The following is a 13,630-nucleotide window of genomic DNA, read 5'->3' as shown; positions in this document are numbered from 1 at the left end:
TTGCCCAAATTTCAGAAATGAAAAATGAGCCAGCCTGGATGCGTGATTTTCGATTAAAGTCGTTCGAAATTTTCGAGCAAAAGCCAACTCCTCAATGGGGCGGTAATCTGAATGATCTCAATTATCAGGATATCCATTATTTCGTCCGAGCTTCCGAAGGGCAGGAGCGAAGTTGGGAAGACGTGCCTGATGATATTCGCAAAACTTATGATCGCTTGGGGATTCCCGAAGCAGAGAAAAAATTTCTCGCGGGAGTCAAAGCCCAGTATGAATCCGAAGTGGTTTACGGCAGCTTGCAGGAAGATCTTGCTAAACAGGGCGTGCTGTTTACAGATACCGATTCTGCATTAAAAGACCATCCAGAACTGCTCAGAGAATATTTTGGAAAGATCATTCCCCCGGATGATAACAAGTATGCTGCCTTGAATTCAGCCGTCTGGTCAGGGGGCTCGTTTGTGTATGTGCCTCCCGGTGTGCATATTGAATTTCCTTTGCAGGCCTATTTCCGAATTAACTCAGAAAATATGGGTCAGTTTGAACGGACTCTGGTCATTGTTGATGAAGGGGCTTCCTGCCATTACGTTGAAGGTTGTACGGCTCCGACTTACAGTTCTAACAGTCTGCACTCTGCTGTTGTCGAGATCATCGTGAAAAAAGGCGGTCGGTTCCGTTATACCACGATTCAAAACTGGTCGAACAACGTTTACAACCTCGTCACGAAGCGGGCATTAGCTTATGAAGATTCGTTGATGGAGTGGGTGGATGGCAACTTGGGATCTCAGCTGACGATGAAGTATCCCGCGATATTCCTGATGGGCGAACGAGCTCGTGGTGAGACTCTCTCCATTGCATTTGCCGGTGAAGGTCAGCATCAGGATGCGGGCGCCAAAATGGTGCATTGTGCTCCCAACACATCGAGCCGCATTATCTCCAAAAGTATTTCAAAGGATGGGGGTCGAACGAGTTATCGTGGGTTGGTCAAAGTCGATCCTGGAGCGCACGGCTGCAAATCGAATGTGGTCTGCGATGCATTGTTGCTAGATCCAGAAAGTCGGAGCGATACGTATCCCTATATTGAGATCGATGAGAACGATGTTGCGATCGAACACGAAGCTAGCGTTTCCAAAATTGGAGAAGAACAGTTGTTTTATCTGATGAGTCGTGGGTTAAGCGAGGCAGAAGCTTCTTCCATGATTGTGACGGGCTTTATCGAGCCTTTGGTAAAAGAACTGCCGATGGAATACGCGGTTGAGATGAACCGACTGATCGAGTTACAGATGGAAGGTTCCATTGGTTAAAGCAGCCAATTGCTGCATGACTGAAAAATTTGTTTAAATTAAAACGAAGCAAGTGAAGGTATTCTGCCTTCGAACAGTTCCATTTATCAATTTACAAATAAGATGCTGAAGGCATAATAGATAATCGAATGAGTACTCCGTCAGTTAATACCTCTGCTGCAATCCCCGCTGGATTTGGTGAAGCAGCTTTTGAAGCGTTTTTATCAACTCGAGATGAACCCGAATGGGTGACTCAATCACGTCGAGATGCCTTTAAAAGCTATTGTGAGCTTTTGGAATCTGAGTTGGACCCGGAAGAATTTCGTCGTGTTGATCTGCGTGCTATGCGTCCCGATCGATTTCAATTAAACGCCGCTTCTGAACTCTCTCAAGATTCCGCAGACGGAAATGATACGGGAACGATACTCAAAGGTCAGGCAGAGTTTGCCGGGCATGTTACTCACATTGATGGCCAATTGGCTTCGAATGATTTATCAGCAGAGCTGGCGGCAAAAGGTGTGATCTTTGGTGATCTTGCCGTGGTTGTCAGAGATCACAGTGAACTGATCAAAAAACATTTCATGACGAAAGCAGTCGATAGCGAGACCGATCGATTTTCCGCCTGGCATGCAGCTTTCTGGACTGGTGGAACGGTTTTATATGTTCCGCGTAATGTCTCTGTTGAAGCACCGCTGCATAGTCTGATTACATTACAAGCAGAAAAAGCTGCGGATTTCAGTCATACGTTGATTATTCTTGAAGATGGCGCTTCCGCCACGTTACTGGAAGAAACGGTTTCCGCAACGACAGAAAATTTGGGTTTGCATGTTGGTGCGGTCGAATTAATTCTGGGCAAAGAAGCCCGACTCCGGTATGTCCAGTTGCAGAACTGGAATCAGAAGGCCTGGCATATCGCTCATCAAGCAGGACGTGTAGAGAATAACGGATTCCTGCAGTGGACCGTCGGTGGGATTGGTGCCAAATTGGCGCACATTCATCAGGATGTAGTACTCGATGGTCGTGGTGCGGAAGCCGAGGTGAATGGAGTTACATTCTCAACAGATAAACAGATTCATTCTTTCTATACTCAGCAAGCCCACAATGCACCGGCGACACGCTCTGATCTGTTATATAAACAGGTGTTGCGTGATCACAGTCGCGCCATTTGGAGGGGAATGATTCTTGTAGAACCAGAAGGGCAGCAAACAAATGGATATCAGCGTAATGATTCCTTGATGCTGTCTCCTACCTGTCGTGTCGATGCGATTCCCGGATTGGAAATTGAAGCAGATGATGTCCGCTGCACACATGGTGCGACAGCAGGTCGTGTAGATGAAGAACAAATTTTCTACTGTATGTCACGGGGTATGTCTGAGTATGAGGCGATGCATATGATCGTGGAAGGTTTCTTTCAGACGGTTTTTGACCGGATCCCAGTTGAAGTCGTGCGTGAGACTCTCAATCAGGCAATTATCAAAAAATTAGGATTTGGTCGGTAAATTTCAAATACCCGCAGACAATTACCATGCAGATACCTGATTTTGAAGAAATCGCATCAGTCGACGAGTTCGACTTGGTAGATCGAATCGAAGTATTTCTGGAAGATACTCCAGTCTTACTGATTCGGGTGAATGATCAATATTTTGCAATCGAGGATGTGTGTACACATGACGGTCAGCCGTTAACTAACGGGTGCATAGAAGAGGGCCAAATTGTTTGTCCCCGTCATGGTGCCCGCTTTGATTTAAGTACAGGGAAAGCCCTGTGTATGCCTGCCACAAAAGCGATTCAGACATTTGAAGTTGAAGTGCGAGGTCGTAAGATCTTTGCGCGTTCCAAAAAAATAACAGACTAATTAGTCTTTGTGCTATCACTCTCAATATTAGTGCCAGGAAAAAAATCATGTCAAATGATAATGAAAATCAACCCGAAGAAAATCGGGATGAAAAGGAAAAACAATCACCAGATTCTGCCTTCAAAGGAGTCGGCGGTGAAGATGCGTTGGTGGAAGCGTTGAAGCAGGTGATTGACCCGGAACTGAATATTAATATTGTTGATTTGGGATTGGTATATGGAGTCGAACGATCTGAGGAGAATAGTGCAAAAGTCAATGTTTCGATGACATTGACCAGTCCTGCCTGTCCTGTTGGCCCACAAATTATTCAGCAGGCGAAGATGGCTTTAGAACGCCTCGACGATGTAGATGAAGGCAATATCCAATTAACAATGACGCCTCCGTGGTCACCAGAGTGTATGACTGACGATGCGCGCGATGAACTGGGAATATTTTAGGCTCCTGTTCGATTGATGAGGGCAGCGAATTGCCTTATTTGAGATCTCCACTTCGGAGCATCTCTAGAATCGCATAGTAGCGGGCGGGCTAACTCATTTTTTTGATTAAGAGTTCACGAACGGCTTTCGGGTCTGCCCCTTTGATTTCTCGCATGACCTGACCAATCAATGCGCCCACGGCTGCCTGTTTTCCGCTTTGAAAGTCTGCCACTGCTTTTTCATTTTTGTCGACAACAGCTTGAACGATTGAATCGAGTTCACCGGTATCAGAGACAAGTGCCAACCCTTTTTCTACAATGATGCTTTGAATCTGTTCGATACCGGGAACGCCTTCGGAATTGCTCAATAACTCCATAAAAACAGTACGTGCGCTCTTAATGGTGATTTCAGCGGCATTCACTTTTTGTAGAAGCGCAGCGAGTACATTCGGCTGGATCGGAAATTCTGCGATCTCGATTTCCCGTTCTTTCAGTTCACGAAGGACATCCTGAGTCACCCAGTTGGCGGCCTGTTTACCATTTCCGCAAGTTTCTGCCATGGTTTCAAAATAGTCAGCCACAGCCGGTCCCTGATCGATAATGACGGCTGCGTCATAGACAGATAGTTGATAGGTTTCTTCAAAACGGGTGCGGCGGTCAGCCGGTCTTTCGCAGAGTTCATTTGATACGCGTTCGCGTTCGGCATCGGTAACAGTCACCGGTGCCAGATCCGGATCGGGGAAATAGCGATAGTCTGCTGCATCTTCTTTGCCCCGTTGTTCCAGGGTCACACCTCGATCAGCATCCCAGCCTCGAGTCTCTTTGGGAACGTCTTTCAGGCTCAGTCCCGTTTTCTGCCATTCTTTCCATTGTCGTTGTGTTTCAAATTCGATGGCCTGTTCCACGCCTCGAAAGCTGTTCAGGTTTTTGATTTCCACAATGGGCGTCGGGATGGTTTCGCCGTTGTCCTGATGCACGTGAAGATTCACATTCGCATCGCAGCGCAGGCTGCCTTCCTGCATATTGCAGTCGGAAACGTCGATGTATGTCAGCAATAACTTTAATTCTTCCAGATAAGTCCGCGCCTCCTGTGCCGATCGTAAATCCGGCTCGGAAACAATTTCTATGAGCGGTGTTCCGCAACGGTTCAGATCCACCTTACTATCCTGTTTGCGTCCCGATTCATCATGGCTGTTCTTGCCGGCATCTTCTTCGAGATGCGCGCGAATGATGCCAATTTTTTTCTTCTCGCGCGTTTCAGGATCAATTTCGATTTCCAGCCAGCCATTCTGACTTAGAGGCAGGTCAAATTGGCTGATTTGATATGCTTTGGGGAGGTCGGGATAGTAATATTGCTTTCGGTCCCATTTGGTAAACGCAGGAATTTCACAGTTTATTGCCAGCCCCGTTTTCATTCCCAGGTGAAATGCTTCCCGATTCAGCACGGGCAGCGCACCGGGCAGTCCCAGACAGACCGGGCAGGTTTGTGTGTTCGGGTGATCCGGGTTGAATTTGGTCGAACAACCACAGAAGAGCTTGGTTTTGGTTTGTAACTGTACGTGGACTTCAAGACCGATGATGAGTGTATAGTCCATTATCTCACACTACCCTTTATTTCAATATCCAAGATTCAATTCCAGTTCGTCTGTGTTATTGCTGTCTGCTGATTTTATTGCGGACGCTTTAAGTGCCAATCGGTTTCACGTTCAAACATACGGGCGGCACGTAAGAGCCGTTCCTCTTCCAGTGGCGGTGCCAGCAGTTGTAAGCCAATGGGAAGATTGTTTTTACTCATCCCCGCTGGTATCGAAATGCCAGGGATACCGGAGAGGTTTGCGCTGGTTGTAAAAATATCAGCCAGATACATTGCCAGGGGATCATCCACCAGTTCGCCGATCTTAAAGGCAGGCGTTGGTGTTACCGGGGAAGCGATAATATCCACGTTTTGAAAAGCCTGTTCAAAATCATTACGAATCAGTCGTCTGACTTTGAGTGCTTTGAGGTAATAGGCATCGTAATAACCTGATGAAAGCGCGTATGTTCCCAGCATGATGCGACGTTTGACTTCAGCTCCGAATGCTTCCCCACGGCTGGTGGCATACATGTCAATCATGTCTTTGTCTTTAAAATTTTGCGAACGGTAGCCGTAATGCACGCCATCATAACGTGCAAGATTACTGGAAGCTTCAGAGGGAGCAATGATGTAATAGGTGGCAACGCAGTATTTCGCGTGCGGCAAAGTTACAGGAACCAGTTCAGCTCCCAGCGATTTGTAAACATCCAGCGCCTGCAAAGTGGCTGCTTTGACGTCTTCGTGAAGTCCTTCCTCATGCAGATGTTCGATATAGCCGACTTTGAGATTTTGTAGGGGCTGTTCGAGATTGGATGTGAATTCGGGAACTTTTGCATCGAGGCTGGTCGTATCGCGTTGATCTTTACCGGCAATCGTTTCCAGGATTAATGCAGCATCTCTGACATCTCGGGCAAACGGGCCTATTTGATCAAGAGAGCTGGCGAATGCGACTAAACCGTATCGCGAAACGCGGCCGTAAGTGGGCTTCAAACCAACTACACTACAAAAACTGGCTGGTTGACGAATTGATCCACCGGTATCACTGCCGAGCGCAAGCGGAGCAAATCCCGCGGCGACTGCAGCTGCAGAGCCTCCACTTGATCCACCAGCTGCATGGGCTGTGTTCCAGGGGTTAGTGGTTGTTTTGAATGCAGAATTTTCAGTCGACGAGCCCATGGCGAATTCATCTTGATTCGTTTTGCCAATCAGAACGGCATCGGCCGCTTTGAGTTTTTCTACAACGTGTGCATCGTAAGGAGGGATATAATTTTCCAGCATTTTACTGGCACACGTGGTGGCTACACCTTCGGCACACATATTATCTTTGAGTGCCACGGGTATGCCCGCCAATTTTCCCAGTGGTTTTCCCGACTTCCGTTTCTGATCAACTTCTCTGGCTTTTTCCAGGGCCGCTTCCTGTTGCACTGAAAGAAAGGCGTTAATACTACCCTCGCGGCGGTTGATTTCTTCCAGGCAGGCTGACGTGATCTCTTCACTGCTGATTTCGCCTGAATTCATTTTCGCAAGCAGTTCGCTTGCTGTTGCGGAAGTGATGGACATGGAATGTCGAGTCTCCATATAAGATTAAAAGGCCCGGCTTGTCAGCAAGCCGGGCCTTGGATTATTGCTTTTATGTGCTTAATGGTAAAGACGCCGGTCAGCTAGAGAATCGCGGGAACCAGGAAATAATTCCCATCTGTTTGAGGAGCATTTGACAGTGCTTTTTCTCGTGGAAGACTAACCTGGAGCTGATCTTCACGAAAGACATTGGAAATTTCAATCGCATGTGCCATCGGCTCGATTGATTCGGTATCCAGCTCGTCCAGCATGGCGATGTATTTGAGCACAGACCCCATCTGTATTCCCAGAGTCTCTACTTCTGCTTCAGAGAGTTTCAACCGGGAAAGAGAAGCAACTTTAAGTACATCCGCTTCGGAGAGTGAATTGCTCATCGTGTTTCTACTTTAGAGCAGGATCCGTTTTATTTAGCAGGTAATGTAAACGGCTTTTTGGCAACAGCTTTGGTGATTTTCCCCGATCGAATACACTGAGTGCAAACGCGTTGTGTTTTTACGGAACCACCATCCTGGACCCGGATTTTTTGCAGGTTCGGTTTGAACAGTCGTTTGGAAACTCCCGTTGTCTGTCGACCGTTACCGCCAAGGTATTTGTACTTACCACGCTGGCGAACTCGGTTACCGACTACAGGCGTCTTACCACAGGCATCACACTTCTGACCCATTTGTAAACTCTTTGACTATCTAGTGGGTTCGAAAAAAATCAGCTGTTGCTGATCTGAATTGACGTAAACTGACCGCTGTATAAAGGATTCGGTCATTCAAGGAACCCAATAGTATATTTGTCCTGTCGTATATTGCAACCGAAGCCACTGACATATCGTTTCCTGCTCATGGAAAAGATGAAAATAGTGTCGTCTTACCGATTCTCTGGAATTGAAAATTGTACTATTGGGGACACTTTTTGCAAAAAACAACCCTGAATGGATCATCAGAAAATTGATGGTAAAAATTATAAAGCGTATGGATGAAATGACTTATGGGGATTGATAGTGGAAGAATTCCGAATTGGCATGCGAATCGCGTAGTACCTTTCAATATGACCGGGAAATGGCTTGTGGACAAGCAATCTTGGACAAAGGTAAACCTGCTACGACATCTGAAAATAAGATTTAACGATAAAAGGAGTGACAACCATGCTGGTTTTGACACGGAAGTTGGCTGAGGGAATCTGTATCGGTGATGAAATTCTGGTGAAAGTGATCCGTACGGGAAAAGGTTCCGTCAAAATCGGTATCGATGCTCCGGATCATATGAGAATTACAAGAGAAGAAATATTTGAAGAGGAAAGCGAACCAGTTATGAAGGCGCGAGAAGCGCATGATGAGGGAGGTCGACTTCCTGACCTGATGCCTCTTGGCACGCTTTCAATCGCTGATGCGGCACGAATGGTTTGTTAAACAATTTATTATCTATCGACTGGCTGCTGACAACTTGATTGCCCAGGGGGGGATTCTCAAATCAGAATCTTTGAGAACGGGCAGATCAATGAGGAGAAATAGATTTCATCTTCCGAGTGGCAATCTCCGGAAGGAAAAAGTTCGATGCTAACAGATACTGTGACAACCTGTCTGGCTTGTTTGGGGTAGTTCTCGTGAAGTGGCAAGCCAGGCGATGTTGTCGCAGATCTTTAGACAGAAAATGATCTAACCTTGATGATTTTCTGTGACGGCATTAATTACCGGGTGTTCAAATTTGATGGTCAGTGTGTACGTGGGGTAGGTTGACTGTCTTTTCCTGAACACCCGGTAATTTTTTTTCCTGAAAAGTTCCTTGAATGAAATCCTGTTTTTGATGGTAAAATGCATGCGACCTTGATCATGATGAGTTTATTGGTCAAGATCTAAACTGGCGTATTCTATCATTCACAGGATATTCAAGATGAAAAACCTTCTGTGTTTTCTACTGGCTTTGATTCTTCCTGCCTTCTGTCAAGCGAAAGAATATCGTGTCACGAAACCGCCGGCCTCATTGAAGCTACCTGCCGTTTATACCAAGTACGTGAGTGCCAGTGGTTATCCTGTGATAGCTTTCGAACGCGTGAATGATTATGCGCTGAAAGAGGCTGCCTGGTTGATTGATCAGATGCTCCATCATCGACCTGATGTTCGCAAGGCGATGATTGCAGGCGGCTCAAAATTTATCGTGATTCCCTATGGTGCCTTTACAACGGATATTCCGCAATATGCGCATCTGAAACCCAAAGATTTCTGGGATGTACGTGCCAGAGGATTAGGAGGCTCTCCGACCGATCCTGTCTGTTCATCCGGTGAAGAGAATTTACTCGCGTTCTCTGAAGACCCTTATGCCGCTGAGTGCATTTTGATTCATGAGTTTGCACATAATATTCATTTGCGTGGCATGAATCGGGTTGATCCTGCTTTTGATGAGCGATTAGAAAAAGTATATCAACGGGCGATGAAAGCAGGGCTATGGAAAGGGAAATATGCTTCCGTCAACCGGATGGAGTATTTTGCTGAAGGCGTACAATCCTGGTTCAATAATAATCGTGAAAATGATCATGATCATAATCATGTCAATACGCGGGAAGAATTACGTACCTATGATGCTGATCTGGCTGACTTATGTCAGGATGTTTTTGGTGAAACAAAGCTGGTCTACATTAAGCCCACCGCTCGATTGAAAGATCATATGGCGGGCTATAATCCTGCAAATGCTGGTACATTTAAGTGGCCGGAACATTTGAAGGCGGCCCAGAAAAAAATCATCGAAGGCGCGAAGCAACGGAATCAACCCTCTCCAAAGTCAAAATGATCAGAAAGTAGACAAGTTCCATGCCGAAACTCGTTGATTATTTGGTTCTGGGATTAGGTGGCATGGGCAGTAGTGCGTTATACCATCTGTCAAAGCGTGGTCTGAATGTGTTGGGCATGGAACAGTTTGGTGTTGCCCATGACCGGGGAAGTTCTCACGGCGATACGCGCATTATCCGCAAGGCTTATTTTGAACATCCGAATTATATTCCTCTGCTGCAGCGCGCGTACGAATTGTGGCGCGAACTGGAACAGGAATCGGGAAAATCACTCTTTAACCCCTGTGGCTTAATGGTGGCAGGTCCGCCAGACGGTGAAGTAATTCAAGGCGTGCATCAGGCTTCCCGATTGTATGATGTCTCAGTTGAAAATATTTCCACCATGGATGTTACCGATCGCTTTCCCGGGTTTCAGATCCCTCCGGGTTTTGAAGTGACTTACGAACCTGAGGCCGGTTTTTTGTTTGTCGAAGAGTGTGTCCGAACTCAGATAAAGTGTGCGCTCTCGCAGGGAGCAGAGGTGAACCTGAACGAGAAAATTAATTCGGTTGTGATTCATGATCAATCAATCGAAGTGCGGACCGATACACAGCACTATTCTGCTTCCGGTATGATCGTGACGGCTGGCGCGTGGAGCAGCAGCTGTTTACAAGAACTCAATCTGCCTCTGGAAGTCGTCAGAAAGTTGCTGTTCTGGAATCGGGTGAAACAACCGGTCTACAATTTGGATTCGGGAAACGGGGGTTTCTTTTTTGATATGCCCTACGGGGAGTTTTATGGTTTTCCATCATTGGATGGCAAGACGATCAAACTGGCTGAGCATACCGGAGGCGAAACCGTTGTTGATCCTGGAAAATTGAATCGGGAATTGATGGCCGATGATGCCACGTTGGTCTCCCGTTTTATCAATGAAGTGATGTCAGAACTGGAGCCGATTCCAAAGAGACATGCCACCTGTATGTATACAAGAACGCCCGACGGGCATTTTATTGTAGATCGTCACTCTCGTAATCCTGCGGTGGTTTACGGGGCTGGTTTTTCCGGGCACGGGTTTAAATTTGCTTCGGTCATCGGAGAAATTCTGGCCGATCTGGCGACACAAGGTACCACCGGACATCCGATCGATTTTCTTTCGGCGAGTCGATTTGCGGGCGAAGGAAATTCAGTCAGCGGGAGTTGTAGGTAAGATGTGTCCCATTTTATCCCTTTTTGTCTGCAGGTAGAACTCTCGATCTTTGTGTGGAGGTGCAACGATGGGTACTTGTTCCACGACTTCCAGATCAAATCCCGTATAAACATCTGAGTGGGTCTTTTTGGGATTGTTGGTTAGCAGACGTACTTTGGTCAGTCCGAGATCTTTCAGGATCTGCACACCCACTGTGAAATCGCGAGTGTCGGCTTTAAACCCTAATTTAATGTTGGCTTCGACTGTGTCGTATCCCTGATCTTGTAGTACATACGCTTTCAGTTTGGGAATCAGGCCGATACCACGTCCTTCCTGGGGAAGATAAACAACGGCTCCAACTTCTTCCTGGAAAATCGCCTGCATCGCCATGTGTAACTGATCTCCACAATCGCAGCGCAGAGATTCAAGCAAGTCGCCCGTGAAGCAGGATGAATGCATACGTATCAGCGGGGCTTCGACAGAAGAGAGGTCTCCCCAGACTAATGCCACCGGTTGCTGGTTTTCATGTTCTACTGAATAACCGATGACTTGAGCGATTCCGTAATTCTTTGTGTTGATGGGAACTTCTACTTCGCGATGAACGAGTTTTTCGTTAATGTATCGATGGCGAATGACTTCGGCTGTAGAGATGATGGGGATTTTAAACTGTTCAGAAATTTCTCGCAGTTCGTCCGCATCTGCCATCCCAAATCCTTTTTGGCTGAGAATTTCGATGAGGACACCTACGGGTTTCAGGCCCGCCATTTGAAGTAAATCACCGGTGGCTTCGGTATGACCCGCACGACGGAGAATGCCTCCCTGTTTGGCGAGCAGGGGATGGATGTGGCCGGGGCGTACAAAATCTGACGCTTGAGAATTTTCATCGCTTAACGCACGAATTGTGATAGCGCGACATTCGGCACTGACACCGCTGCCACTATCTTTGTGGTCAATGGGAATCAAAAATTGTGTTTTGTTGGGAGCCGTATTTTCTTCAGGTCCAACAATGGGTTTCAGTTCTAAACGTTCGGCAACTTCCTGGTCAAGCGAGACACACAGCTCACCACCTCCGTGCCTCAAGAGAAATTGTACAATCTCAGGAGTGATTGCTTCAGCGGCAACGATAAAATCGCCTTCGTTTTCCCGTTCGCTCGAATCCGTTACAATGACCGGTTTTCCGGCTCGCAATTGTTCGAAGATATCTTGGATGTCGGATGTAGGATGATTCGTATTTGCAGGATCAGACATGGGTGTGTTTTGTAGCCGCCCGGAAAGTAGGAATTAAAGCGAATTTTCAAAAAATTACCCGGAAGGTAAGTCTTGAAGCAAAATCTGTGCTAACTTTCATTCTATAGAAGAGGCTTTGACTGGCAATCTAAGAAATCCTGTTTTTGAAAGAACCGGCTGATTCCCTTAAAAAATATAGAACAGAGCACTGTTTTCAAGGTGCGAATTCATTTTGACTATCCTACCGGATTTTTCAATGTTTTCTTTCTTGACAGTTGTGACGGATGTGAAAAAATGGGATTCTCGAACGAGAGGGATTTGATCTCGTAATTTCTTTCGTGTGAACAAAAAGACATTATTAGTCCAAGTGACTGGTTAAAACGTTGACAATTCAATAAACTTTGATACATTGAACAATTAGGGAAAGTCTGTTACGAAATAGACTTGACCTGATCCACACGATTCAACCAACCAGTAAGTACTGATTGGTTAACTTGCCTAAAAAAGCTTCCCTAATTAAACCAACCACGAAACTAGCGTTTTCAATTTCAATCATACTTTGAAAAGGTCTGCCTTTAATCACACAATACTGTTTGCAGTCAGACCTGAAGTAAAAACGAAACCAGTTGCACAGGAGTAATGTATGGATTTCCGAATCAAAGGCTCTCGGATGCCCCAGATCCTTATGCTATGTGGAGTACTGACTCTTTTTCTTGTCTCAAGCAACTGTGTAACGCATGTGCTGGCAGCGCCGGCTGCTGAGGTACAGGTCGATTACAAATCAATTCAGATCGGACCGCATCCTGCTGAAAAAGCAATACTTCCGTTAAGAGGACCGGATTCACGACAGCAGGTTGTCGTCACCGGTGTCCTCGCAGATGGTAAATTGCATGACCTGACGCGGAATGTGACTTACAAAATTGCTCATCCTGATCTCGCTTCGATTTCTACGGAAGGTTATCTCACGCCCCTTAAAGATGGGCAGACTACTTTAACGGTGACCGCCAAAAATGGTAAGACGGCTTCTATTCCCGTTGCCGTTCAGGGAATTGCAACACCAGAGGCGATCAACTTTAAGAATCAGATCGTGCCGATCTTTACCAAGTTGACCTGTAACAGTGGTGGTTGTCACGGAAAAGCGAGTGGGCAGAATGGTTTTAAACTGTCGCTACTAGGTTTTTATCCTGAAGACGACTTTGAGTTCCTGGTCAAAGAAGGCCGAGGACGTCGCGTGTTTCCGACATCTCCTGCAGAGAGTCTGTTGTTGATGAAGGGCACCGGAGTTACACCCCACGGCGGTGGTAAACTTGTGAAACCCGATTCTTATGAATACCGTCTGCTCTATCGCTGGATAGAACAGGGGATGCCTTACGGAACTGATCAAGACCGAAAGGTTGCGAAGATTGAATGTTTTCCTGCCACACGAACAATGGGTCAGGAAGTCGAACAGCAGATCTCTGTGATTGCTACTTATTCAGATGACACGACTGAAGATGTCACTCGTATGGCTTTGTTTGAAGCCAATGACACTGAAATGGCCGAGGTGAATAAGACCGGCCTGGTGAAAACTTTGAATCTGTCAGGTGAAGTGGCCATCATGGCTCGTTATCAGGGACAGGTTTCTACCTTCCGGTCAACAATTCCTCTAGGTATCGAAATTACCTCGCTGCCAAAATCTCGCAATGTGATCGATGAAACCGTCTTCAATAAACTGAAAGTGCTGGGGATTCCTCCTTCACCAATTTCTGACGATTCGACCTTCATGCGA

General features: G+C 46.5%; 13 protein-coding genes. 8 read left to right on the top strand and 5 right to left on the bottom strand.

The features are described 5' to 3' along the window. The 4 genes from sufB to Q0668_RS00430 form a co-directional block, all read left to right on the top strand. The coding region (sufB, locus tag Q0668_RS00445) for a Fe-S cluster assembly protein SufB (protein ID WP_298858839.1) at positions 1-1,298 on the top strand (1,298 nt) is incomplete at its 5' end. 128 nt (positions 1,299-1,426) lie between these two features. Beyond that, positions 1,427-2,776 carry a Fe-S cluster assembly protein SufD gene (sufD, locus tag Q0668_RS00440; RefSeq protein WP_298858838.1) on the top strand — a complete coding sequence of 450 codons (1,350 nt, stop codon included), beginning with the start codon at positions 1,427-1,429 and terminating at the stop codon, positions 2,774-2,776. Positions 2,777-2,802: 26 nt separating this feature from the next. Continuing rightward, positions 2,803-3,132 carry a non-heme iron oxygenase ferredoxin subunit gene (locus tag Q0668_RS00435; RefSeq protein WP_298858837.1) on the top strand — a complete coding sequence of 110 codons (330 nt, stop codon included), beginning with the start codon at positions 2,803-2,805 and terminating at the stop codon, positions 3,130-3,132. A gap of 47 nt (positions 3,133-3,179) precedes the next feature. Further along, entirely contained in the window at positions 3,180-3,569 is a 390-nt protein-coding gene (locus tag Q0668_RS00430; protein WP_298858835.1) for a metal-sulfur cluster assembly factor, read from the top strand. Positions 3,570-3,657: 88 nt separating this feature from the next. Here the strand turns inward: Q0668_RS00430 and gatB are convergent, their stop codons facing one another. The 4 genes from gatB to rpmB all read right to left on the bottom strand — a co-directional run bounded on the left by gatB (position 3,658) and on the right by rpmB (position 7,362). Continuing rightward, positions 3,658-5,142, bottom strand: coding sequence for an Asp-tRNA(Asn)/Glu-tRNA(Gln) amidotransferase subunit GatB (gene gatB / locus Q0668_RS00425; RefSeq protein ID WP_298858833.1), 1,485 nt, complete (start codon positions 5,140-5,142; stop codon positions 3,658-3,660). A 74-nt stretch (positions 5,143-5,216) separates the two neighbouring features. Beyond that, complete coding sequence (gene gatA, locus Q0668_RS00420) at positions 5,217-6,680, bottom strand: Asp-tRNA(Asn)/Glu-tRNA(Gln) amidotransferase subunit GatA (RefSeq protein WP_298858831.1); 1,464 nt, start codon at positions 6,678-6,680, stop codon at positions 5,217-5,219. Between the two features lie 101 nt (positions 6,681-6,781). Beyond that, positions 6,782-7,072, bottom strand: coding sequence for an Asp-tRNA(Asn)/Glu-tRNA(Gln) amidotransferase subunit GatC (gene gatC / locus Q0668_RS00415; protein ID WP_298858829.1), 291 nt, complete (start codon positions 7,070-7,072; stop codon positions 6,782-6,784). Positions 7,073-7,101: 29 nt separating this feature from the next. Then, positions 7,102-7,362, bottom strand: a complete 261-nt coding sequence (gene rpmB, locus Q0668_RS00410; protein WP_298858827.1) for a 50S ribosomal protein L28 — start codon at positions 7,360-7,362, stop codon at positions 7,102-7,104. Between the two features lie 471 nt (positions 7,363-7,833). On the opposite strand from rpmB, the gene Q0668_RS00405 reads away from it, so the two are divergent. The 3 genes from Q0668_RS00405 (at position 7,834) to solA (ending at position 10,656) form a co-directional block, all read left to right on the top strand. Beyond that, the gene (locus Q0668_RS00405) at positions 7,834-8,097 is read left to right on the top strand and encodes a carbon storage regulator (protein WP_298858825.1); all 264 of its coding nucleotides are present in this window, start codon (positions 7,834-7,836) and stop codon (positions 8,095-8,097) included. A 481-nt stretch (positions 8,098-8,578) separates the two neighbouring features. Beyond that, positions 8,579-9,472: a hypothetical protein gene (locus Q0668_RS00400; protein ID WP_298858823.1), complete on the top strand. Its 894-nt coding sequence runs from the start codon at positions 8,579-8,581 to the stop codon at positions 9,470-9,472. 20 nt (positions 9,473-9,492) lie between these two features. Further along, on the top strand, positions 9,493-10,656 hold the full coding sequence (gene solA / locus Q0668_RS00395) for an N-methyl-L-tryptophan oxidase (RefSeq protein WP_298858821.1): 1,164 nt from the start codon (positions 9,493-9,495) through the stop codon (positions 10,654-10,656). Here the strand turns inward: solA and ribA are convergent. After that, positions 10,633-11,883 carry a GTP cyclohydrolase II gene (gene ribA / locus Q0668_RS00390; protein ID WP_298858819.1) on the bottom strand — a complete coding sequence of 417 codons (1,251 nt, stop codon included), beginning with the start codon at positions 11,881-11,883 and terminating at the stop codon, positions 10,633-10,635. The two genes, solA and ribA, sit on opposite strands and share 24 nt — an antisense overlap. Positions 11,884-12,505: 622 nt before the next feature. Between ribA and Q0668_RS00385 the strand changes: the two genes are divergently transcribed. After that, a partial coding sequence (locus tag Q0668_RS00385) for an Ig-like domain-containing protein (RefSeq protein WP_298858817.1) occupies positions 12,506-13,630 on the top strand: 1,125 nt, incomplete at its 3' end.

Origin of the sequence: uncultured Gimesia sp. (genome assembly GCF_937910335.1) — a bacterium.
Taxonomy (GTDB): domain Bacteria; phylum Planctomycetota; class Planctomycetia; order Planctomycetales; family Planctomycetaceae; genus Gimesia.
The sequence above is the reverse complement of the archived record's forward strand: the minus strand, read 5'-3'. Positions and strand labels throughout refer to the sequence as shown.